Here is a 23,944-nt window from a genome sequence, read left to right on the forward strand (position 1 = left end):
TCAGATGAAGGCCGAAGGCTTCCAGGCCTGGGCGCGGGCCTGGCTGATCTCGGCGATCTTGTCGTGGGAATGCAGGCGCCGCTGGATCTGGTTGCTGCAGGTCTGCCAGCTCGGCGGTGTGGCTGAACCGTCGAAGCAGGACTCGGAGCGATCGTCGAGCATCCTGCCCAGGGTGGCCTCTCCACCCGTCGGATCCGGTAATAGAAGGTAGTAACGGATCATGGCGGTGACAGATCATGCGGCCTGTTCAGTCTCCCCCATCAACCCAGCCGAGCCGGATGGTGGGCGAAGCCTGCGGGCATGGCCCGGGCGGGGTGAGCATCCGGCCGATCTGTAGCAATCGCTTCATCCCGGCGGCACGCCACGGCCAAGGATGCCAGTCAAGACAATTTCTTCACCCATGCCCAGCTCCCAGCGTCTCGCCGCTTTCCAGACCATCCAGGAACGCCCTGCTGCGGCGACGGCCCCCAACGCTCCCCTCCAGGAACTCTGGGCCCAGGACGTGTTCGATCTGGCCAAGATGAAGGCGGCCCTCCCCAAGGAGGTCTTCAAGTCGGTCCAGAAAACGATCAAGGAGGGAGGCAAGCTCGATGTCTCCGTGGCCAACGTGGTCGCCCAGGCCATGAAGGAGTGGGCCACTGGCCGGGGTGCCCTTTACTACGCGCACGTTTTCTACCCACTCACCAACTCCACCGCGGAGAAGCACGACGGTTTCATCTCCGTTCAAGGCGATGGCTCCACCATCAGCGAGTTCACCGGCAAGGTGCTGGTGCAGGGAGAACCGGATGGCTCCTCCTTCCCGAACGGTGGCATCCGCTCCACCTTCGAGGCCCGCGGCTATACGGCCTGGGACATCACCAGCCCGGCCTTCCTGATGGAGACCCCCAACGGGGTCACCTTCTGCATCCCCACAGTTTTCATCTCCTGGACCGGGGAAGCTCTCGACAAGAAAACCCCGCTGCTGCGCTCCAACGCAGCGATGAACAAGGAGGCCCAGCGCCTCTTGAAGATGCTCGGCTACACCGATGTCGCACCAGTCAACTCAAGCTGTGGCGCCGAGCAGGAGTATTTCCTGGTGGACAGTGCCTTCGTGACCCTGCGCCCAGACATCCTGTTGACCGGCCGCACCCTGTTCGGACACCCCTCCGCCAAGGGCCAGCAATTCGACGACCACTATTTCGGGGCGATTCCCCAACGGGTCCAGGTCTTCATGCAGGACGTGGAGCGCCAGATGTACACCCTCGGGATTCCCGCCAAGACCCGCCACAACGAAGTGGCACCTGGCCAGTTCGAGATCGCACCCTTTTTCGAGGCGGCCAACGTGGCCACCGATCACCAGCAGCTCACGATGACGCTGTTGAAGAACACGGCCCGCAAGCACGGCATGAACTGCCTGTTGCACGAAAAGCCGTTTGAAGGCATCAACGGTTCCGGCAAGCACGTCAACTGGTCGGTGGGCAACGCCACCCAGGGGAACCTGCTGGATCCCGGCAGCACCCCCCACGAGAACATGCAGTTTCTGCTGTTCTGCGGCGCCGTGATCCGTGGCGTCCATCTCTATGGCCCCCTGTTGCGGGCCGTGGTGGCCACCGCGGGCAACGACCACCGGCTCGGGGCCAATGAAGCCCCCCCGGCGATCATCTCTGTCTACCTTGGCAGCCAGTTGGAAGATGTCTACAAACAGATTCTCGAAGGGGAGGTCACCGGGTCCACCACAGCTGGGGTGATGCAGCTGGGTGTCGACACCCTGCCCGAATTCCCCAAGGATCCCGGCGATCGCAACCGCACTTCCCCTTTCGCCTTCACCGGCAACCGCTTCGAGTTCCGGGCTGTCGGCTCCAACCAGTCGGTGGCTGGCCCACTGGTGGCGATGAACACCATCCTGGCGGATTCACTGCGGTTCGTTGCCGATCAGCTTGAGGCGAAGCTGGCGGCGGGTGAAACCCTCCCGAATGCGGCGTTTGCTGTGCTCAAGACGATCATGCAGGAGCACGGTTCCGTGGTGTTCGGTGGCGATGGCTATTCCGAGGCCTGGCACCACATGGCTGTCGAAGAGCGGGGTTTGGAGAACCTGCGCACCACCGCCGATGCATTGTCAGTGCTACAGCGGGATGATGTTCGCCAGTTGTTTATCAGCGAAGGGGTGCTCAGCCCCGTGGAACTGGAGAGCCGCTACGAGGTCTACGCCGAGCAGTACGTGCTGGCAATCGAAGTGGAGGCCAGGCTGGCCCTGCAGATGGCCCGCACCCAGATCTACCCGGCCGTGATGACCTACCTGGGCCAATTGTCCAGCTCCCTGCATCACCAGGAGAACCTGGGCCTGCCCCCCGACCGGGCGATGGCCGGCAAGATCGCCAGCCTCAACCAGCAATTGCTGCAAACCTGCACCAAGTTGGACGAAGCGATCGACAGCCCCCCCCATGGCGAGGTTCAGGCCCACATGAACCACTGCGCCCACACCCTGCTGCCGCTGATGGAAACCTTGAGGGAGGCCGTCGATGGCCTGGAAACCCTGGTGGACGATGCCATCTGGCCCCTGCCCACCTACCAGGAGATGCTGTTCGTTCGCTGAGGATCGATTTCTTTCCTGAAGATCGATCGCGCTTTCGGCATGCTCTACGGGGTACGGGGGCCGCGCCGGGCCCCCTTCTCAGCCCAGGACTGGGTCCCTCTCCAGCAACCAACCTGGTTCCGGCGGAGTCACCAGAACAGCCTGTTCGCGAGCACGGGTCAAGCCGGTGTAGAGCGATCGAATGTCTGGATGCTCCGTCTTCGGAAACAACAGCCACACCTCCTGATATTCACTCCCCTGGGCTTTGTGAATCGTCAGGGCGTAGGCGGCCTCAGCGCCCTCCAGTCGTGCCGGGTGCACCAACTTCAGGGAACTTGCCCCTGCCGGCTCTCCCCTCGATCCCGGGAACAGCACGGCCCGCTCCGCGGCCTGCACGATCACACCCAGGTCCCCATTGGAGAGACCTTCGTCGTTCTGGTTCCGGGTGCAGATCACCGGGGTGCCCGGGGGCCAACCCGCGGGGTCCCTGCTGCTCAGCGGCCCCAGCAGGCGCCGGTTGAGTTCCTCCACACCCCAGGGACCGCGCCGCAGAGGGGAGAGCACTATGAAGGCCTCAAGATGCCGAAGCAGGGCCTGGCCGCTGCTGGGCTCGTCGCTTGTGAAGGCCAGCGCCAGGGCGCGCAGCTCCTGCTGTTTGGCCCGCATCCGCTCCACCAGTTCTGCTGGCAGCCGCGGAGTCGGGCAGCACAGCCAGGCCAGGTTGTCGCCGGGACTGAGCTGCTGGAGGCGTGCGAGCACGCCCGGCTGATCCCCTTGGCGCAACAGATTGGCGACGGCGGCAATGGCGCCCTGGTTGCGGTAGGGGGTGCTGAGCTCAACGGCGGCCTCGCCCAACCGGCTCCAGCACTCCGGCTGATGCAGCTCCGCCAGGATCGCGCCAGGTGCCACCGGCGGCAACTGGGCAGGGTCTCCCACCAGCAGGAGCTGGCTCTGCTCCGGCAGGGCCTCGATCAAGGCCGTGGCCAGGCTGAGGTCGAGCATCGACACTTCGTCCACCACGAGCAGGTCGATGGCGAGAGGGTTCTGCCGATTGCGGGCAAAGCCGTCGCCCTGGCTTTCGAGCAGGCGGTGCAGGGTGCCGCAGGGCAGCGCGAGCAAGGCCGCCCCGAGGACTTCCGGCAGGGCACGGCAACGGTCCTCGATTGCCAGCTTCAGGCGAGCAGCGGCCTTGCCGGTGGGTGCCGACAGCCCCACGCGCAGCTGGGGGCTCAGGCCGAGCGCCGTCGCCAGCATCTGCACCACGGTGGAGGTTTTTCCGGTTCCCGGGCCTCCCCCCAGCAGCACGAGTCGATGACGCAACAGGGCCTCCACGGCCCGTTGCTGCTGCCGGTCGAGGGCACCGCGCCGGCAGGCTTCCGCCACGGCCTTGCGCTGGTCCACGGCAGGGATCGGCTCCGCCAATGGGGCAAGGGCCCGCTCCTGCAGAGCGGTCAGCAACCTTTGCAGCTCCTCGTGCCAACGGCGCCAAGCGATCCCCCCCGCCGCCGTGACCACGAGCGGTGACGGCGGATCGCCTGCTTCGTCGAGGGCGGCAGCCAATCCCGAACGCTCCAGGGCGGCTCTGTGGGCCGCTGGCCAATGGGCGAAGGACACCCCATCCGGCGGGGGCCCCTGAAGGGGAAGCTCCAGCTCCCCCCGCTCCAGGGCCGCTGTGAGGGCCACGATCAGTTCGCGCAACAGGGGATCGGGCGCCGCTCCGTAGAGCCGGGGCAACGCCTCCGCCATGGCCTCGGCCAAGGGCCCCAGCCAGGGGCTTCCGTTACGGCTCGAAGGCGGGGACGCCGTCATGGCTGCCCGTCGCGGAGGAGCCCATCGAGGGCCTCCAGCCGCGCCAGATCGACCGGCTCCACCAGCATGCCGGGCACGTAGGTTTCGGGCAGGGCCATGGCGGCCTCCACCAAGGGCTGGGGGCCAGGCACACCACGCAGGAACACGTAGACGTATCCGCCGAGCTGGTCGATGGCCCGGTAGCCCGGCAAGCGCCACCCCAGATAGCGATGCAGCGCCACCAGGTAGAGGTGCCCCTGCAACAGGTAGTGGTTGGCTCGCATCAGCTCCGCCATCGCCGCCTGGTCGTAGTGGAGCGGGCCGCAGGCCAGCGGCTGGCCGGCTTGATCCCGCTCCCCCAGCCAGTTGCTCTTCCAGTCGGCCACCCACCAGCGCTCCTGGCCTGTGGCGTCGGGGGCGGTGAAGACCAGATCCATCGAGCCGGTGAGGAAGCCGCGACTGGCCACCTCCAGGGCGGCCAGCTGATCGCCGTAGGCGGCCGCACCGTGAACGGGGTGATCCCTGAACACCCGGGCCAGGCCGGAGGAGCGCACCAGGTGGCCATTCCCTATCGCCAGGGGCAGATCGAAGTTCATCTCGTTCAACCGACGGCCCATCGCTAGCTCAGACAACCGGAAGCCGCCGAGGACGCCGCCCATCGGGGTGAGCCGCAGCTGATCCAGGAAACCCAGCACGGCATCCTGCTGGCTGGCCTCGATGCCGGCCCGCGCCAGCTCGCGCCCCACCAGCTCAGGCTGGGGGGGCGACGCGGCTGGAACCTGGAGATCCACCTGCTCGAGGATGCGGTGCAGGCAGTCGCCGGCGGCCGCGCCCCGGGGGAAGAAGGCAAGGGGCCCGGTTCGCTCCCAGGCCATTCTGGGTGGTCTGGTGGAGACCCCAGACAGGGACTCTGCCAGCGGTGGAACGCTGATCGCATCGGTTTCGCGTCCCTCCTCCAGGGCGAGGGGACCCAGGCTGGAGTCCGTCCCATGGGTCCAGCTGGAGTAGCTGCTGCGTCCCCAGCCATCGGCGAGGCGACGCTCGGGAATCGGCCCGGTGGAGAGCTCTCCCTGCGCTGTCGGGGGCTGCCAGCGCTCCCCAGCCGCTTGCTCGGGCCCCACCGTGATCAGCTGTAGACCCTGGATCCCCTCCAGGGCCGATCGCTCCTGGAGGGGGTCACCGTCGTCGCCGTCCTGGGGCAAGGGGAGGGTGGGGAACAGCCAGGGCAGCAGCGGATTGAGGGCCTGATTCCGGGCGGGCCCGTAGCAGAGGATCAGCAGCTCCATGGCCCGGGTTGCAGCCACATAGGCGAGCCGCTCCGCTTCAGCCTCCCGTTGTTGCCGCTCCCGGGCGGCGGCGGCCAGGCCTTCGCCCCAGTGGGAATTGCCATGCAGATCGAGGCGGGCCCGCCGCTCCCCCGGGGCCTGCCAGAGGTAAGGACAGATCACCACGGGGAACTCCAGTCCCTTGCTGCGATGCACCGTCACCACCCCCACGGCGGAGGCCACGGTGGCGCTGTTCGACTGGTGATTGTCCGGCAGCGTCAACGGCGGATGGTGCCGGCGTTGACGCAGCCAGTCGGCGGCGGCGGCGGCACCCAGCTTCTCCTGATGCAGCCGTTCCTGGACCAGCTCAGCGCACTGCTGCAGGTCTGCCAGTAATCCACCGCCCTGGGCCAGTTGCGCCATGACCTCCGGACTGATCAGCTCCCCCAGGGCAGCCAACAGCCCCCGGCTGCTGAGGCTGGCCGAGAGGGTGGCGATCCGATCGGCCAGGGCATCCCAGGCGTCGGTACTGGCCTCGGCGATCCGCTTCGGACTCCAGCCCAGCAGGGGGGAGGCGGCCAGCAAGCGCCGCCTGCGGCCACTGCCCGGCTCGGCCAGGGCATCGAGCAGCCGCTGAAGCGCGTGAGCCCCTTCGCTCTGCAACACATCCCCCTTGCTCACCAACCGGCTGGCGATTCCCCGTTGCTGAAGAGCCAGACGAAGGGATTCCGCCTGGTCATGGCGGCTGACCAGCAGACAGATGTCCCCGGGAAGCAGGCTGCGGCTTCGCTCGCCATCCCCAACGCGGATGGACCCTTGCAGCAGTCGCAGCACCAGGGCCGCCACCTGCCGCGGGATCTCCCGCTCCAGGTCGCTGCGGCTCGGCAGGGGAGCCCCCGGCGGGACCTCCTCGCCCAGCCAGAGCAGTTGGAGGGGGGAATCGCCAGACGGCAAGGCCAGGGTGATTCCCCCAGCCCGCTGGGCCACCACGGCGGGGACCTCCAGGCCGGAGCGGAGCAGACCCGGCGCCATCAGCCGGTTGAGCGCCGCGATCAGCCCCGCCGAGGCCCGGAAGTTCTGGCGCAGGGCAACCACCCGAGCGGTGGCCTGGCGCACGGCTTTGTAGGTCGCCAGGTCGCCGCCGCGGAAGCGGTAGATCGCCTGCTTCGGATCCCCCACCATCACCAGCAGATGATCCGGCAGGACCCCTGCTGCCGCTGGGCCAAGGAAAGCCTGGCGCAGGATGCGCCACTGGATCGGATCAGTGTCCTGGAACTCATCGATCAGGGCCGCCCGATACCGCTGACCAACCGCGGCGATCAAGTCCCCGTGGGCCTTGCCGTCCGGGCCGGGGTCGAGGCCCAGCAGCAGATCGCCGAAGCTCATCCGGCCACTGTGGAGGCGCCGCTGACGGACCTCCCGGCGGGCCCAATGGCAGAAGTGAAGCAGCAACGCTTCGGCGGGGCCGTCCACCAGGGCCGCCACCGCCTCCATCAGCGTCTGCTCCGGCAACGACACCGCCGGGCCCTCCCAGGGGCTGGCCTGCCTGGTGAAGGGTCCAGGGTGGAAGTAGTCGGTGAGGCCGTTCCTGTCCGCCAGGACGGCGGCGTAGGACCCCGGCTCCTCCAGGCCCTCCTGGGCGCTCAACCAATCGCAAAGCTGCTGGTGGCGATCGATCTTTGGCTTGAGCGGATACTCCTTGGAGGCTTTGGCGCCGAGTGACTTCCAATGGGCCGGGGCGGCCTTGAGGGCGGCGTAGAGGCGCTCCCCCCGTTCCTGCCATTCCCGGCGGAAGGTTGACCAGAGCTGGTCCCAGTGCTCAGTGAGCTGGGGTGCCAGGGGCTGATCGGCCTGGAAACCACTCGACAGCGGAGGAAGCTCCAGGGACGGATCCCCCTCCAGTTGTGCCAGCAGGGCGTTCAGCCCAGCCAGGGTCGCCCCCTTGCGCTTGAGGCCCTCCAGCAGGGGGCTGGGCAAGGGCAGCACCTGTTGCTGCCAGTAGTCATGGCAGATCTGCCCGAGCAGGGTGGCGCCGTCGGTTTCGAGGTTCACCTCCGGACCGAGCCCGGCCTCCAGGGCATGGCGCTGCAGGGTGCGGCGGCAGAAGCCGTGGATCGTGGTGATGTCGGCGGCGTCGAGGTCTTCGAGGGCCAGCACCAGACGGGCCCGCAGCCTGGGGCAGGCGGCGGTTGCCTGGCCGTCGAGCCAGGCGGACAGCACCGCGTCGATGCCCTCGATCGCGGCAGCCATCGCGCCCGCTTCCAGCTGCTCCAGGCCCTTGAGGGCCTGCTCCAGGCGTCGACCGATCCGATCCTTGAGCTCGGCGGCGGCCGCCTCGGTGAAGGTCACCACCAGCAGGTCCCGCAGGGACAGCTGCCGCTCCGACACCAACCGTAGCACCAGATGGGCCAGGGCAAAGGTTTTGCCGGTGCCGGCACTGGCTTCAAGCAGCACCACGCCGGCCTCCAGGCCCACCTGATTGGGCTCGAAGTCCACCATCAGGACAGATGGTGAGGACGGATGGTCCGTCATGGCTCGGCCTGCAGGGCCAGCAAGGGGGCCTGCAGCTCGATCGCCAGCTCGATAAAGGGTCCGAACGTCCCCATCAACAGCTCCTTGGCGGGCGTGTCGCGTCCGAAGCAGAGGCCGATGGCGGCGTCCTCCCGCTCCGGGCGGCCGCCAAAGCCGCTGCCTTCCCAGCTGGCCGTCGCCCCGGCGGGGCCGCTGCCGGGTTTGGCCCGTTCGGCGGTGGCGTAGGCCCAGCCGGTGGCGGGCGGCACCGGCCAGCAGTGGCTGCGATGCCGCTGGCGCCACCGCAGCCACTGCTCCAGGATCGCGCCGGCCTCCAGGGACGTCGGGGGTTGGAGCCGCTCCACCACCGAGAAGGTGTCCTTGCCGCGGGCGATCAACACGGCGCCTGAGGCCTTGGCTCCACTGGTGGTGGCCAGCAGCAGTTGCAACGCCAGCTCCAGCCGATGGCGCGGCTGGGCCCTGCCGGTCTGCACCAGCACGATCGTTTGGTCATGCCAGGTGAGGGTTGCCTCTAGGGGCTGGCCAGAATTCGCAGCTGCTTTCCAGCGGTGGGTCTCCTGCCGCGGGCTGCCGAGCGCGTCGAGGGTCTGCTTCAGGGAGCCCCACCGCTCGCTCAGGGCCCGGACTTCGAGCACTCCGGCCGCCCGCGGGGGCAGCTGGCCCCTGCCCAGGGTGATCAGGGCCCAGTCCGGCGGATCGGCTGAACCGCCGGCTGGAGGCGCGGCCAGGACCTGGCGAAGCAGGGAGGCGCGCTGCCGCTCATTGAGTTCGAGATCTTCGAGATCCTCGATCGGATCGGTCCATTCCCGCGGATCGAGGCCCAACCCCCGCAGCCAGTGCGCCTGGGGCCTGGTCAGCCACTGGCGAAGGTCGCGGTAGGCCTCCCCAGCGTCCAGCAGCTCGGCAGCCTGCTCTGCCCCGGATTCCGGAGGAGTGTCTCGCCCTTCCCCCCGCAGGGCCAGGGGAGAGGTGGCACCGTCCCATGGATTGATTCGGGGCCCAACGGTCTCGGGCTTCTCCAGCCGCTGCAGAACCCTGAGGAGGCGCCGATCACAGCTGGCCGGCAAGCGCCCGCCTTGGGCCAGAAAGTTGTGGCGATCGAGCGGACTGGCCGGATGACTCACCACCAGGGACGTTGCCACCGCTTCACCCAGTTCCGTTCGCAGCAGCTCCAGCCACTGGCGCACCGGCGCTGAGGGGGGGAGGGTTTCGCCGCTGTGTTCCTCGCGGCAGTTCCAGCAGACCAGCAGATGGTCCCGGGCTGAAAGCAAGGCCTCGATCAGCCCGTAGCGGTCCTGATCGGCTGGGTTGGGATCGCCGAGCCGGCGTTGCCGTTCCATCAGGTGAAAACCCGGCCGTTGCCTCTGGCGGGGAAAGGTGCCGGCATCGAGCCCCATCAGGACAATCACCCGGTAGGGGATGGCGCGCATCGGCTCAAGGGCGCTGATCGTCAGGGCGCCGCTGCGGTGACCGAAGCGGCCGCTGTCTGACGACAGGTGCTCCTCCAACACGGCGGCCACCACGGGGGCCGTGAGCAGGAGGGAGCAGGTCGCGGCGCTCTCCTGCCAGGTGGCGATCGTTTGGCGGAGGGCCTGCAGTTCCCAGGCCCGCTCACCCCCGTCGCCGAACAGGTGCGCCATCAGATGGGGCAGCCGCCCCGCCCACTCGGTGCTGCTGCGGGGGCTGCCCAGCTCCCCCAGCACCTCGCGCAGGCTGGTGAGCAACTGAATCCAGCGCCCGAGCCGCTCGAGCCCTCCCCCCAGCCGATGGGGGGCGCAGCCCCCGGCCGCCAGTCCGGGCCGCTCCGGCAGCGCCAGGCCGAGCAACAGTCGATCAATCGCCCAGGCGAGGCTGTGACAGGCCTCACCGCCCCGTTGACTGGCCTCCAGCCCCCAGCGGAAACCGCAGGTCTGAAGGGTGGAGCTGAGGGCGGCGGCCTCGCCGGTCTCGAGCTGGAAGTGCTCCTGCAGCGCGGCGTTCTGAAGCAGGGCATCGAAGGCGGAGGCGGTGAGCCGCTCGCCCCCCAGCCGCAGCAGTTGCAGCAGTGCGCTGGTGAGGCCCGCTTCCCCCTGCTGGCTGCGGTCGGTGAGTCGCCACGGCAGCGGCACGCCGGTGGCCCCGGCATCGCCGAACACGGCGGCCAGCAAGGGGGCAAGCCGGTCCACATCCGGTGTCATCACCAGGATGTGACGCGGCTCGAGGCTGCTGTCCTCGGCCATCAACTGCAACAGACGGTCGCGCACGATCTGCACCTGCCGTAGCCGCCCCGGGCACGGGTGAAACTCCAGGGATCGATCCCCTGGAGTCCATTGCAGGGGCTGGTGGGGTTGCTGCTCCACCAGCAGCTCCTGGAGCTGCTCCAAGAGTTGGGGGGTTCGCCCCTGCAGGCTGGCGGCGGTGGCGGGAAGGAGAAAGAGATCCTGCTCCCGGGCACTGCCCAGCTGGGCTTCGCCGGTGCCTTCCAGGAGTTGCTGGAACTCTCCGCCCAGCCGGCCGAAACGGCCCTCCAGCCCAGGGGCCTGCATTAACCAGTCGAGGGCGAAGGGTTCGCTGAGCGCCACGGCATCGCTGAGCTCCTGGCGGCGGTGGCTGCAGCGCTGCCACAGATCACGACAAGGGGTGAGCAGATAGATTTCCACTGGCAGGGCGCTGGCGAGGGCCTGGAGCAACTGCACCTGAAGCGGAGCGCTGCTGCTGGGGCCGAACAGACGCAGCGGACCCACCAGCCCATCAACGCGGGCGGTGCCCCGGCGCAGCCGCTCGATCGCCTCGATCAGCCTGGATCCGAACGGCGGCACCCCGAGGCGACCATGGAGCTGGCGGAAGAGCTGGGGCTGCCAGCGCTGCAGGGCCGGCAGGGGTTGGCCCCGATCGTCCTGGTCCTCCCCGATGCCCCAGGCCGCCACCATGGCCGGCCGGTACAGGGTGAGATCGTCGAAGGCGTCGGCGATGGCCCGGCCCAGCTGCCAGAGCGCCGCATCGAGCCGTCTGGGATCCCCGCGCCCCTGCAGCCAACGCTCGAGCAGGAGGGCCTCGCCACCCTCCACCAGGTCGGGGAGCAACTCCAGCACCGGCCAGACCAGGTTGGAGGCACGCCAGGGATCGACGCCAGCGGGGTCATCGTCCAGCAGATGATTGACGATCTGGCGCAGACGGCTGGCGGGGAAGGGGAACCGCAGATTGGCGGCGATTCCCCCCAGCTCCACGGCCAGCTGTTCCCCCAGCCAGCGGCTGGTGGGCCAGGTGTTCACCACCACCTGGACGGTGTCCCAGGGGCTGGGGGGATCGAGGCGAAGTTGCTGGGCCAGCAACTGGGCCAGAAATTCGGCTCGGTTGCTGCGGTAGACCGTCAGCAAGGGCTGGTCGCCAGCAGTGCCTGCTCCAGGGACCCCAGCCCACCGGCCCCCTCAGGCTGGAAGCCCAGGCCTGGCACGCTGACCGTGGTTCCCGTTTCAGGGCAGTAGGCCGTCAACCTGCCCCCATAGCAGGCTCCGGTGTCCACCATCACGATCGAATTGGCTCGGCGCTTCACGGCTGCCCCGGGGGTGTGGCCGATGATCACATCCCCGTAACGACCGTCATAGGCCCGCCAGAACGGCCCGCGGATCCTCAGATCGGCTTTCCAGGTGAGCGGATCGAAGCCGGCGTGGGTCGCCACCCATCCCCTGCCCCAGTAGGCCAGGGGCAGGGAGGCCAGCCGGCGCCGCCAGAGCTGGCATTGCTCTGGACCCAGTTGCCGATAGGTGTCGGATCCGGCCAGGTCGGGGTTGCCGATCGAACCACCCCGATCCAGGGACTCCAGCAGCCTCTGCTCATGGTTGCCGCGCAACCAGACCGCCCGGCCGCTCCGCACCAGGCTCCAGCCCAGTTGCATCGCCCGCTGGATCTGGGGACCGCGGTTGATCAGATCACCGCAGAGAATCAGGCGATCGGCGGCAGGAAGCCTGGCGACCAGGGCCTGCAGGGCGTGGGCGCAACCGTGGACATCACCAATCACCCAGTGACACGGATGGGGCGGTGCGGACGCCATTGAAACTGCGCTTCAAGGATTCTTGCGCAAATACACTCTGGCCCTTCAAGCAGGTTTTTGTCAGCTCCGCCTTCGAGGCCCCTGGGCTGGAGTAGTTCCGCCCGGTTCCCCCCGGTGCTGGCGGGGGTGCTGCCCGGCTTGGTGCACCCCTCGGGCGACCTCGACTTCAAGGCCAGCGTCACGCCCAACTCGTTGCTGGGATCCAGTCGGACTCTCCCTATCAATTGCAGCCGTACGTGCGAGCGCGCCTGCTTAGCACCGAGACGGCTCTGGGTCTGCAGCGGGAAGCTTCTGAGCGGCTGACCCCATGGGAATGGCCCATGGGGAGCGGTTGAAGAACGTCCGCACCGGCGGCACCGCCTCGATGACGATGCCACTGCGTTGCAACCGCCTTCCCAGCTCCCGGGCGATGGCCTGCCCGCTGGGATCACCGAGTCGATCGGCATTGGCCTGCAGCAGCCCATGGATCTCCACCTGCAGCGGCAAGGGCAGCAGCGAGGCGCCGAGGGCATAGCCATTGCGGCCACTGGCTGCCGCATCACGAAAGCCATAGGGGGTAAGGACGGTGGTGATGCTCTGGTGCAACTGGCGGGGCGTCCAGCACTGACTGCCGCCGCTGAGGGTCGCCAGACGAGCAGCCAGATGGTGGTCGATCGCTACCCCCTCCTATCGATCAAACGGGTGGTGAAGGATGTGGCGCAGCAGGGTGAGCGCCCGGCAAAAGGCCTCGCGATCGCCGAGCGCTGACCAGCCGCCCGCGCTGAGCGGTTGCGTCGCTGACCAGGGCGGCGGCTCGACCGCCACCATCGGCCCGGTCTCCCCCTGCTCGGAGCGGACGCGCCAGGCGGCGGTGAAACCCTGCTGCCGCAACCAGTCCAGGTCGGCCGCAATCGCGTTCACATCCGCATAGCAAGGCCCGTGCAGCCGGCCGAGCAGGGCGGCGGCCCGCTCGGCCGGCTGCAGATTCCTCAGGGGAGAATTGGGCGTTGGTGGCGGTCAGTTCCGGCTGGCGGCTGAGCAACTGGATCAGGTGGAGCAGCCGCTCGCAATCCAGCAGGCGGGAATAGGCATGGGGAACCAACCGGGCGTCCCAGTTGCGGGCGGCGCTGATCCGCCGCTCCAGCCTCGCCAGCCCCGCCTGCAGGTGCGGCTCCAGTGGCTTGTGGTGATGGGGTTCAACGCAGACCAACGCCGCGAAACCCTCCGAGCGGCTGGGCGAGAAGGGGGCCTGAGCCAGCGAGGAGACATGGTTGTCGATCACCTGTTCGGGGACGCGGTGATCACGGCCCTGGTTCCATTGCTGGCAGAGCTCGCCGGGGGTGCGCAGCCACCAGCCGATCCACTCCACCGGGACCGGCAGCTCCAGCTTCTGGGTGATCGCGAGGCGCCAGGAGCGGCGCGTGAAGGTGGCCTCGACAATCACCGGAGCGCCTGAGCAGACAGCCTCCTGGATGCGCTGGTGCATCACGGCCGCGATGTCATCCCATGGCCCAAAGACGCCCCGATCGCCAAAGATCTCGGAGCAAATGTCGCGGCTGCTGATGTAACTGGGCGGCGGCGCCTCAGGCCTGCTCAACAGCGCGGCCAGGTGTCGGGCGAGGGTGGACTTGCCTCTGGCCGGAGGGCCGATCAGCAGGTGGCAGCGCAGCGGCCGAGCCGGCGGATCCGAGTTGGGGCGGCGTTGCTCGGCAGTCGCGGACGGAGAGGAAGTCATGGGCGTTGGATCAAGGAACAGGTCCCCAGCCCCATTGGGCAGCAGGACTGGCACCGCCATTCCTGCTGCAACCATCACGATCCGTCAGCGCTGCGCCCCCGTGCTGGTGGCGGTCAGCAACAAAGACCGATGACGGCCGTGCTGGCAAGAGCATTCCGTCACCCGCTGACCAGCTCCAGTTCCGTTGGCTGCTCCGATCCCTCCCCCCCTGGCTCCGATCCCTCCCTCCCTGTGCCCTGCCACAGGCCTGCGTGTGGCCTCAGGCCTGTTCCATCAGCACCTGCTCGATGCCCCCCCGCCCCCAGTGGGCCGACTCCGCTGCTGTGGCGTAGCCTGAGCCATTGGTGTGAGCTGCTGCGTGCTGGCGAGCTGGAGGCGGTGCTTCTGGCGAGCATCTGCCCGGCTCCGGTCGAGGGGATGGAGTGGCTGCCCCTGGGCCGCTGGGCGTTGCTCCTCGCCTGCCGGTTGAACGGCCCCGATTCAGCCGCCGCGCCGGCGCTCCATTACGCCCTGCAGGGGCAGCAGCTGGCGCCCATCACCAGCCTTGCGCGCCAATTCCTGATGGACGCTGGCCTGATCGACGCTGACGGCCAGCTCACGCGCCCGTACCGCAGCCAGGATGCCCAGACGGCCTAACAACAGCCTGGGTCCTCTGGTCCCGTATCAAGCAGCGAACCTCTGTGCCGTCTTCCGTTGCGCCATGACGTACGCGGAGGTGTGGATCAGCGGCACCGACTCCCCATGCAACGTCGCCAGCGCCGGTCTCAGCTCAGCCAGGAGGGCATCCCGCACCGCTGGATCAAGGGCCAGAAACGGTGAGTAGGTGGTCAGCAGGGTCAGGTAGTCGTCAATCGCCAGCAGGCTTTCCACCAGCCACTGACCCCTATGGGCACCATGAAACAAAGGCGACTCCAGCAGGGGTTGCCCCAAGGTCTCGAGAATTCCGGCCACGGTGGCGGCATCTTCATAGGGGCGCTCCAGCTCAGGGGCATGGCGGCCGGCGATCGATCGCAAGGCTTCATGGGTCTGGATCGGTGGCTGCAGCTCCTTGTTCCACAGCAGGATCAACCAGCCGTTCTCCCGCAAGACACCGGCCGCTTTCGGATAGGCGATCTCCGGCGGGATCCAGTGAAAGGAGGTGGCCGCCAGCACGGCATCGAACCGCTCCTGCTGAGGTTCCCACTCCTCCAGAGATGTCGTCACCACATCGACGTTCGGGTACCGCTGACAGACCTCCTCAGCCAGCAGGCAGAACTCCGGGTTGGGCTCGATGGCCACGATCCGGCAGCCCAGCTCCGCTAGCGACACCGTGGCCGTACCCGGCCCACAGCCCACCTCCAGCAGCGTGGATGTAGCCGTCAAGCCCGATCGAGCCACCACCGCTTCCACCAGTTGCTGCGGGTAGCGGGGCCGGGTGGCCGCATAGGCCACTGCGGCCGGCGAGAACCAGTGCCGGCGCTGCTCCACGCTCCTGGCCGTATAGGTGGCGACGGTCTGCTTGATCTCGTCCACAGGGTCCAAAGGGCTTCTGGTCAGGGCGAATGAAACCCAGCCTCTAGCAGTGATGGAAGCACCCAGGTAACCGACAGGTCATTTGGGTGGGCTGCCACCCGATTCAAGGTTCAGCCCCAGGCCGCTAAGACAGGAGATGAATTGCTATCAAGAAGTCCAAAACCTCAAGGATCACGATGAAGCCAGACGCGAGCCTGAGCTGGCATCGTGAGCGAAGCGCACCCTTGAACCCAGTGGAGCCTCATGACCATGAGCAGTGAGCCCATCCGCTTCACCGACGGGGCCGGTTACGACCGCTTCATGGGGGTCTGGAGCCGTCTTGCTGGCCAGGGGTTTCTGAGCTGGATCGCCCCCCAGCCCGGCCTGCGCTGGCTGGATGTGGGCTGTGGCAACGGCGCTTTCACACAGCTGATCGCAGAGCAGAGCGCACCGCTCTCGCTCGTCGGCATCGACCCCTCAGACGCCCAACTCAACTTTGCCCGGCAGCATCCGCTCCTGCAGAACGTGGAGTTCGTGAATGCCGACGCCATGGCCCTGCCGTTCCCTGACGCCGCCTTCGATTTCGCGGTCATGCCCTTGGTGATCTTTTTCGTGCCCGAGCCGGCCCGAGGTGTGGCAGAAATGGCGCGGGTCGTTGCCCCCGGTGGCACGGTGGCCGCCTATGCCTGGGACATGGAGGGTGGGGGCTTCCCCTATCGGGACGTGACGGAAACCCTGAGTGCCGTCGGCCGGCCCACACCCATGCCCCCCAGTCTGGAGGCCTCCCGCCTTGAGGTGCTGCGAGACCTCTGGGCCACTGCCGGCCTGGGCGACATCGAGACGAGAGTGATCGCCGTGGAACGCACCTTCCCCGACTTCGAGGATTTCTGGAGCACCCTTCTCGGCGGCCCGAGCGCCGGTCAGGCCCTCGCGGCAATGAACGAGGAGGAACGCTCCGGCTTCCGCGCCTTGCTGCGAGCCCGCCTGCAGGCGGCCGGCAGCGGCCCGATCACCCTGCCGGCGCGGGCCCATGCCATCCGGGGCACAGTGCCAGGCCCGTGATGCACCTGCTGGTCGATCGCCATGGCTGATCAGCCCTGTCTGCTGGGTACGGTGCCGATAGCGGCGAGCGATGGAATGCTGCGTGAGCTGGTGCTGGCCCTTGGACTCCCCGTGGCCTTGCTGGTGCTGGCGGTGCTGGCGCTGGAGCACTGGGGCGATCGAATGCCGCGTTGGCTGCAGCATTTTGCCGAACGCCCGTCCTGGCTCTGGAACACTGGCATCGGCCTGATCATTGGTCTGTCGCTGCTTCGCTGGCTGCTGCAGCGCTAAGACTGTTTAGGTCGCGTCGGCGAAGCAGTTCACGGTGACTTGCTCGGGATCCGCCCCGGCCTGGATCCCCAACGCGCCAACGCGGAGACCACTGCCGGGAGCAGCATCGGCCAGGAGGGAGCCAAGGCTCCGTGCCGCGGTACGAGCGCTGATCTCCTACGGCAAGGGCATCGGCTTCCGCGTTGCCATGCGCCCAAGGAAGCGGCGTGCTCTGCCCGAAAAGGCGGTCTCCAGTTCGTGGCAGTAGGCGCTACATGTGGTGTAGGCCATTGGCTTGCTTCTTCGTTCAGGAAACGAGGAATCCTGATGAAATGCTGGTTCAAGTGCCTTTCAGCCCTCTGAGCATGGGGGTAATTGAGACCCTCTTCTACAAGAGCCACCCACCGTGACGGTATGCGTGCCCTGGCTTCAAAGAGCTTACATATGGTGTGAGCTGGAGCGAACTGGAAACCCCCCTTCTGCCCGATTCTCCGGAGAGACGACTGGATGATCTGATCGAGACTGCCAAAGCTCACTTCCGCGCGAAGGTCGAGCACCCGTTCCGGGTGATCAAGCGGCAGTTCGGATTTCAGAAGACCCGGCTGCGGGGCATGATCAAGTACCGCTGCAAGGTGAACGACCTGGCAGCCCTTGGGAACCCATTCACGGTGCGTCATCAATTGCTATGCTGGGCAAGATAAGCGGAGTGTGGTACCTATTGGGGCTGCAACGGCCCTCAATGCAAGTGGCATGTCTCCAGAAATGGGGAGATCAGGCCGATCTGCGCTGGAACGTTCCAAGCCACACAGTTGACTGACCGTGACTGGCTATGGGGGCTTGATGTCCAGAGCTTTTCTAGGTGGTGATATCGTGACCTTTGTCGATGAATCCACGTATTTGGTGATAAAGGGTAGAAGTGATAGATTGACTTCCTTTTTCTTGCCCAAGCGGCCAACGCTCTTGCCCATGCCGAAAACGGTTGAAATGCCCAAACGCCTTGGTCGTCAAGCCATTTTGAAGCCACTCCAGCAATTAAACTAAATTCATCCGGCTGTACCCCACCCAGAATGCATAGCTTAACAGCTTTTCAATGTTTTGTGTTGACGCCCCTTGAATTGTTGGGTGTTTCCATCGGTACGGCCACTATTTCTGCGGGAGGCATTGCCATTTTGGATCGGGAGTTCTGTCCCGATGATGATTTGGATCAGGCGATGCAGAGCCTGAACCAGCTGCTCAATTTTGCTGCGGGTTCAGGTGCGGTGGGAGTACGGATGCGGGTAGATCAGATTATTCATAGCCAGATCATGCTTTCCCAGGTGGCTCAGCACCCCCATTGGCTGATTCTATCGGCTTGGGAGGCCCAGGAGCTGGAAGATGTGCTGGAGGCGCTGCCCCAAGGAGAGTCCCGTCGGGTGTTGCTTGAGGTCACCTCCGTTGAGCAAGCCCTGAGGCTCGGGAAACACCACGATGTTGCCGGCCTTGTGGTACGGGGCCAGGAATGTGGTGGCTGGACCGGAGAGGATAGTTCGTTTATACTTCTGCAACGGCTGCTGACGTTGCAGTCGCAACCGCTCTATGTCCAGGGAGGAGGTGGCCCCCAGGTGGCAGCCGCCTGTCGAGGCCTGGGGGCAGCGGGCGTGGTGCTGGACGACCAGCTTTGGCTGATGCCCGAGTCGCCGCTGCCGGAGCCCTGGCAAGCTTTGCTCCGTTCGCTGACCGGGCAGGAGGCCATGGCCCTGGGCGAAAGGGTGGGCCATGGCTGCCGCGTGCTGGTGCGGCCGGGAATGGCGGCTGTGACACAGCTCAAGGCTCTGGCTGAGCAGATCGAAGTCGATCTGGGGGCTGGGGCCGAGGCGGACCAGCGCTGGTACCAGCAGGCAGGCAGCTATCTGGGCTGGGGCAATCCCGAAACCAATGCCTGGCCCATGGGCCAGGGGGTGGGGCTGGCAGCCTCATTGCTGAGGCGCTTTGGCACCACAGGCAAGCTAATCCGTTCAATTTTGGCCAACAGTGGCAAGCAGCTGGGTTTGGCCGACGACTTGCAACCCCTGCGTGCCGGGGCTCCGCTGGCAGTCTCCCACGGCACCCCTTACCCGATTGTGCAAGGGCCGATGACGCGGGTGAGCGACACGGCGGAGTTTGCCAATGCTGTGTCCCTGGCGGGGGCACTGCCGCTGCTGGCCCTGGCGATGATGAGGGGCAGTCAGGTGCGTGACCTTCTCAATCGAACCCAGGCGCTGTTGGGAGACCGACCCTGGGGTGTGGGGCTGTTGGGATTTGCCCCTAAATCGTTGCGGGATGAGCAGATCGAGGCCATCTACGCGGCCAAGCCACCCTTTGCCCTGATCGCCGGTGGGCGACCTGACCAGGCGGCGGCCTTTGAGAAGGAGGGGATTGCCAGCTATTTGCATGTGCCGTCGCCTGTGCTGCTCAAGTTGTTTTTGGAGCAAGGGGCGCGCCGGTTTGTGTTTGAGGGCCGCGAGTGCGGGGGCCATGTCGGCCCTCTGAGCAGCTGTGTGCTCTGGGAGAGCATGGTGGACACCTTGCTGAGCGAGGTGGGGCCGGACCATGGCTCCGAGATTCATGTGCTGTTTGCTGGAGGCATCCACGACAGTTGCTCAGCAGCCTTCATTTCCGTGCTAGCCGCACCCCTGGCCCAGCGGGGGATGAAGGTGGGCGTGTTGATGGGCACCGCCTATCTGTTTACCCATGAGGCTGTGGACTGCGGCGCGATTTTGCCGAGTTTTCAGGAGCAGGCGCTGCGCTGCGATCACACCGTCAACTTGGAGACGGGGGTAGGCCACGCCAGCCGATGTGCGGTTACCCCCTTTGCAGACGAGTTCTATTCCGCCCGGAGGACCATGCTGGCGGCGGGGGATTCCGCAGAGGAAATCAAGGACGCCCTGGAGGCCCTGACCCTGGGCCGGCTGAGGCTTGCCTCCAAAGGGCTCGTGCGCGAAGACGATGGGGTACTGACAGCCGTTGATGCACCACGCCGCCATCGCGATGGCATGTACATGATTGGGCAGGTGGCCACCCTGCGCAACCAGGTGATCAGCGCAGAGCAGTTGCACCAGGAGTTGGTCTATGGGGCGGCCCAGTGGCTCAATCGGAGGCGGCCCGCCCAGCTGAACCCGGCCGAGTACGGGCCAGATCGCCCCTCCGACATCGCCGTCATCGGCATTGGCACCCTCCTGCCCGATGCCCAGGATCCCCAGGATTACTGGCTTAACATTCTCAACAAGGTTGATTCGATCCAGGAAATCCCCGCCAGCCGCTGGGACTGGCGGCTCTATTACGATGTCGACCCCCAGGCCCGCGACCGGATCTACTCCAAGTGGGGCGGCTTTCTCGACGATGTACCCTTCGACCCGCTGCGGTTTGGCATTCCGCCTAAGTCCCTGAAGTCCATTGAGCCTTTACAGCTTTTGGCCCTGGAGGTGGTGCGGCGGGCGCTGGAGGACGCGGGCTACGCCACCGGAGAGTTTGATCGAGAGAACACCTCTGTCATTTTGGGGGCGGGGGGCGGCCTTGCCGACCTGGGGCAGCAGTACGCCACCCGATCAGAAATTCCCCGCTATGTGGAAAATCCAGACGAAGGGGTTTGGGATCGCTTGCCGGAGTGGTCCGAGGAGTCGTTTCCGGGAGTGTTGCTGAACGTGATTGCAGGCCGGGTGGCCAACCGTTTTGATTTGCGCGGCATTAACCATACTGTCGATGCCGCCTGTGCCTCTTCCCTGGCCGCCATCGATCTGGCGGTCAAGGACCTGGAAAGCGGCCACAGCAACATGGCCATTGTCGGGGGAGTAGACACGATCCAGAGTCCGTTTGCGTTTTACTGCTTCAGCAAGTCCCAGGCTCTGTCGCCCCGAGGTCGCTGCCGGAGCTTTGACCAGTCCGCCGATGGCATCGCCATCAGTGAGGGGCTGGCGGTGGTGGTGTTGAAACGGCTGGCCGATGCGGAGCGGGACGGAGATCGCATCTACGGGGTGATCAAGGCTGTAGGTGGCTCCAGCGACGGCAAAGCCCTGGGGATGACCGCCCCTCGGCCCGAAGGGCAGATGCTTGCTCTAGGAAGGGCCTACGGAAAAGCTGGCTTTGCCCCCAGCACACTGGGTTTGTACGAAGCCCACGGCACCGGTACGGCGGTGGGTGATCGCGCTGAACTGGAAACGTTGGTCACCACCATGAATGAGCACCAGGCTGATCCAAAGGCCTGCGTCCTGGGGTCGGTCAAGACCATGATTGGCCATACGAAATCTACCGCTGGCGTGGCCGGTCTGGTGAAAGCGGTGCTGGCCTTGCACCACCGAGTGCAGCCCCCCCACGCCAATGTGGAGCAGCCCCTGGCCCCCATCACCGATCCCAGTAGCCCTGTCTACCTGCTGAAGGAGGCACGCCCCTGGATCGCCCATCCCGACTATCCGCGCCGTGCCGGGGTCAGCGCCTTCGGCTTTGGCGGCACCAACTTCCATGCTGTGTTGGAGGAGTATGCTGCCGCCCCGGTGAAGCCCCAGGGGGCCGACCGTTGGCCCTGCGAACTGCTGATTTTCCGAGCCGCCAGCAAGTCTGCCCTGGTGGAGGAGATTGAGCAGCTGCGGCGGGCTCTGGCCACCGGAGCACGTCCCCGTCTGGTCGACCTGGCCTTTAGCTATGTCCACCGGGCTCAGGCTCGCCAGGCTGACACGGCCTGCCTGTCCTTGGTGGTCGAGAGCCTGGAGCAACTGGCAGGGGCCTTGGAAATCACTCTCAACCATCTACGGCAAGAAAAGAGCCCACCCCTGCCGCCTCATTTTTCCCTGGGGTTAGATGCGTCGATTACAAAGCAGAGCATTGCTTTCTTGTTTCCAGGGCAAGGGTCGCAGTACCCAAACATGGCCCGGGAGGTTGCCCTGTACTGCCCAGAAATGAGGCAATCGATAGAGTTTGCCGATCGCTGTATCGATGCTGATCAGCTAGGGGGGCGACTGAGTTCGTTTATCTATCCCCCTAGCAGCTACTCAGGTCAAGAAGAAGAGGATTTTCGCCTGCGGCTGACTAACACTCAGATCGCTCAGCCAGCCCTTGGGGCAATTGCGGCTGGATATATCGACCTTGCCGCTCGGCTAGGGCTGAAACCTGCGATGACCTGCGGCCATAGCTTTGGCGAGTATGTGGCGCTTTACTGCGCCGGGGTTCTGACCCGGGAAGAATTCCTCAACCTTTCTGCCACCCGGGGCCGGGTGATGGCCACGGCCTGCGCTGACTCCGATGGAGCCATGGCAGCAGTGCAGGCGGCTCGGGACGATCTGATGCAGCACCTGGACGGGTTTGGGCACGTTGTGATTGCTAACCACAATTCACCCAGCCAGTCAGTGATCTCTGGCCCCACCCAAGCCATCCATGAAGTGGTGGAAAACCTCAACAAAGCGGGAATTTTGGCTCGCCTACTGCCTGTGGCGGGGGCCTTTCATTCGCCGCTGGTGGCCTCAGCCCAGAAGGCAATGGAGGTACCCCTGGCGACCGCGGAGCTTCGGGTGCCATCAATGCCGGTCTACAGCAATGCCACCGCTAAACCCTACGGCGCCGAACCCGAGGCTATTCGTGAGCAGTTGTCCGCCCATCTGACCTCGCCAGTCAACTACTTATGTCAGATTGAGGAGATCTACAAGGCTGGAGCAAGGGTTTTTGTGGAGCTTGGTCCCAAGAGCGTACTGACCAAGCTGGTGGGTCAAATTCTAGAGGGGCAACCCTTCACTGCTGTCTCCCTTGATGGCCAAGGTGGAAATCTCATCGGTTTTTTGGCCGCACTGGGGAAGCTCAGCACCCAGGGTGTTGGTCTCCAGCTGCTGACTCTGTTTGATGGTCGCGACGTGGCCCGCCTGGATCTCGATCGGCTTGAGCAATACCAGGAGTCACCGCTCCCCCGCAGTGCCTGGTTCGTGAACGGTGGACATGCCCGGCCCCAAGGCGTAGCCGTGGGCCACACCGGCAAGCTACCGCCGCTGACGTTGGAGCAAAAGCTCTCCGCCCCAGCACACCCAATACCTCTGCCGACGCCAACGCACCTTGTCGCTCCACCCCTAGAGCCCGAGTCCGGCACCAAACGCTTGACGAACAACCTCGATACCCCGAACCTCCCCATAACCCCAATCCCACCATCCCCCCAGCCCCGTCCGATGACCCACTCCGCCCAACCCGAACCCCCAGCCCTCCCAGATCCAATCCTGGTGGCCTACCAGGCCCACCAGGCCACCATGTTTCAGTTCCTGGCGGTGCAGGAGCGGGTTGTCAGCCAGTTTTTAGAGTGCCAGAGAGGTCGGACTGGTTCTCAGGCAGCTGCTCTGGCCCCTGCCACAGCTCAGGTTCAGCGCCTGGGGATGGCGGTGGCACCCCCAGGCGCCGCGATGGCGCCGGAGCCGTTGACTGCCCCTGCCGCTGTGCCACCGGCTCCGCTCCCCGGCTCCACTCCCCGCCTCTCCTTTGCTCCTGAGGTAACAGTTGAGAATGGCGTGGCCCAGAAGGCTGCCAGCCCTAACGGCTCGATCCAAAATGGCCAAAGCCCGACCAATGCGGCTCAGGCTGGGGCAGAGCATCCCTCCAAGGTTGCATCCACTCCGGCTCCAGCTCCGGCCCGGGAGGAGCTGCTGCGACAGCTGTTGGATCTGGTCAGCGATCGCACCGGCTACCCCACCGACATGCTGGGCCTCGACCAAGATCTTGAGGCTGAGCTGGGCATCGACTCCATCAAGCGGGTGGAAATTCTCGGGGCCATGCAAAAGAACCTCGGTACTGATCTAGCAGCCCTTGTGCAGCAGGACATGGAAGCCCTGACTCGGGTCAAGACCCTGAATGGCCTGATCGACCGACTGCTGGGGGCTCTGCCTGCACCTTTGCCTCTGAAAGAACCGGAAGTCGTTTCTCCACCAGCGGCAAACACCGAACTGGCTCCTCCGGCAGAGCTGGATAGAGCCCAGATGCTTTCTTCGCTGCTCGAACTCGTCAGCGATCGCACCGGCTACCCCACCGACATGCTGGGACTCGACCAAGACCTGGAGGCGGAGTTGGGCATCGACTCGATTAAGCGGGTAGAGATTCTGGGCGCTTTGCAAAAGACCCTGCCCCCTGCACTGGGGGAACTGTTTCAGCAGCAGATGGAGCAGATGACGCGCACCAAGTCGCTCAACGCCCTGGCGGACCAGCTGATGGCCCTGGCTTCCAGCAGCTCGGAGTCCCGCCTGGGAAAGCCGCCGATGCCGCAGTCAGCCTCCCCCGCTACGTAA

At 65.9% G+C, this 23,944-nt stretch carries 13 protein-coding genes and 1 pseudogene; 6 read left to right on the forward strand and 8 right to left on the reverse strand.

Annotation, left to right across the window (positions count from 1 at the left end; all coding sequences use genetic code 11):
* Positions 1–222, reverse strand: a complete 222-nt coding sequence (locus KBY66_RS00200; RefSeq protein ID WP_255087064.1) for a hypothetical protein — start codon at positions 220–222, stop codon at positions 1–3.
* A 178-nt stretch (positions 223–400) separates the two neighbouring features.
* Between KBY66_RS00200 and KBY66_RS00205 the strand changes: the two genes are divergently transcribed.
* Entirely contained in the window at positions 401–2,572 is a 2,172-nt protein-coding gene (locus KBY66_RS00205) for a glutamine synthetase III (protein WP_255087065.1), read from the forward strand.
* 78 nt (positions 2,573–2,650) lie between these two features.
* Here KBY66_RS00205 and KBY66_RS00210 read toward each other — a convergent pair whose 3' ends face one another.
* The 6 genes from KBY66_RS00210 to KBY66_RS00235 all read right to left on the reverse strand — a co-directional run bounded on the left by KBY66_RS00210 (position 2,651) and on the right by KBY66_RS00235 (position 13,880).
* Positions 2,651–4,360 carry an ATP-dependent RecD-like DNA helicase gene (locus tag KBY66_RS00210; protein WP_255087066.1) on the reverse strand — a complete coding sequence of 570 codons (1,710 nt, stop codon included), beginning with the start codon at positions 4,358–4,360 and terminating at the stop codon, positions 2,651–2,653.
* The gene (locus KBY66_RS00215; RefSeq protein WP_255087067.1) at positions 4,357–8,103 is read right to left on the reverse strand and encodes a UvrD-helicase domain-containing protein; all 3,747 of its coding nucleotides are present in this window, start codon (positions 8,101–8,103) and stop codon (positions 4,357–4,359) included. Before KBY66_RS00215 ends, KBY66_RS00210 begins: the two co-directional genes overlap by 4 nt.
* Positions 8,104–8,132: 29 nt before the next feature.
* Entirely contained in the window at positions 8,133–11,492 is a 3,360-nt protein-coding gene (locus tag KBY66_RS00220) for an exodeoxyribonuclease V subunit gamma (protein WP_255087068.1), read from the reverse strand.
* Positions 11,486–12,166 (reverse strand): metallophosphoesterase, encoded by a 681-nt coding sequence (locus tag KBY66_RS00225; protein WP_255087069.1) that lies wholly within the window; start codon positions 12,164–12,166, stop codon positions 11,486–11,488. Before KBY66_RS00225 ends, KBY66_RS00220 begins: the two co-directional genes overlap by 7 nt.
* 252 nt (positions 12,167–12,418) lie before the next feature.
* A complete protein-coding gene (locus tag KBY66_RS00230) occupies positions 12,419–12,751 on the reverse strand; it encodes a hypothetical protein (protein WP_255087070.1) in 333 nt (110 codons plus the stop codon).
* An 88-nt stretch (positions 12,752–12,839) separates the two neighbouring features.
* Positions 12,840–13,880, reverse strand: a complete 1,041-nt coding sequence (locus KBY66_RS00235; protein ID WP_255087071.1) for an ATP-binding protein — start codon at positions 13,878–13,880, stop codon at positions 12,840–12,842.
* Positions 13,881–14,258: 378 nt separating this feature from the next.
* Here KBY66_RS00235 and KBY66_RS00240 point away from each other — a divergent pair, with 378 nt between their 5' ends.
* Positions 14,259–14,516: a hypothetical protein gene (locus tag KBY66_RS00240; RefSeq protein WP_255087072.1), complete on the forward strand. Its 258-nt coding sequence runs from the start codon at positions 14,259–14,261 to the stop codon at positions 14,514–14,516.
* Positions 14,517–14,543: 27 nt separating this feature from the next.
* Here KBY66_RS00240 and KBY66_RS00245 read toward each other — a convergent pair whose 3' ends face one another.
* Entirely contained in the window at positions 14,544–15,392 is an 849-nt protein-coding gene (locus tag KBY66_RS00245; protein ID WP_255087073.1) for a class I SAM-dependent methyltransferase, read from the reverse strand.
* A gap of 249 nt (positions 15,393–15,641) precedes the next feature.
* On the opposite strand from KBY66_RS00245, the gene KBY66_RS00250 reads away from it, so the two are divergent.
* The 4 genes and pseudogenes from KBY66_RS00250 to KBY66_RS00265 all read left to right on the forward strand — a co-directional run bounded on the left by KBY66_RS00250 (position 15,642) and on the right by KBY66_RS00265 (position 23,944).
* Entirely contained in the window at positions 15,642–16,433 is a 792-nt protein-coding gene (locus tag KBY66_RS00250) for a class I SAM-dependent methyltransferase (RefSeq protein WP_255087074.1), read from the forward strand.
* Positions 16,434–16,454: 21 nt separating this feature from the next.
* On the forward strand, positions 16,455–16,703 hold the full coding sequence (locus KBY66_RS00255; protein WP_255087075.1) for a hypothetical protein: 249 nt from the start codon (positions 16,455–16,457) through the stop codon (positions 16,701–16,703).
* 494 nt (positions 16,704–17,197) lie between these two features.
* A pseudogene (locus KBY66_RS00260) lies at positions 17,198–17,383 on the forward strand (IS5/IS1182 family transposase); the annotation flags it as partial.
* Positions 17,384–17,986: 603 nt separating this feature from the next.
* The gene (locus KBY66_RS00265) at positions 17,987–23,944 is read left to right on the forward strand and encodes a type I polyketide synthase (RefSeq protein ID WP_255087076.1); all 5,958 of its coding nucleotides are present in this window, start codon (positions 17,987–17,989) and stop codon (positions 23,942–23,944) included.

Origin of the sequence: Synechococcus sp. Tobar12-5m-g, assembly GCF_024345415.1 — a bacterium.
Taxonomy (GTDB): domain Bacteria; phylum Cyanobacteriota; class Cyanobacteriia; order PCC-6307; family Cyanobiaceae; genus Regnicoccus.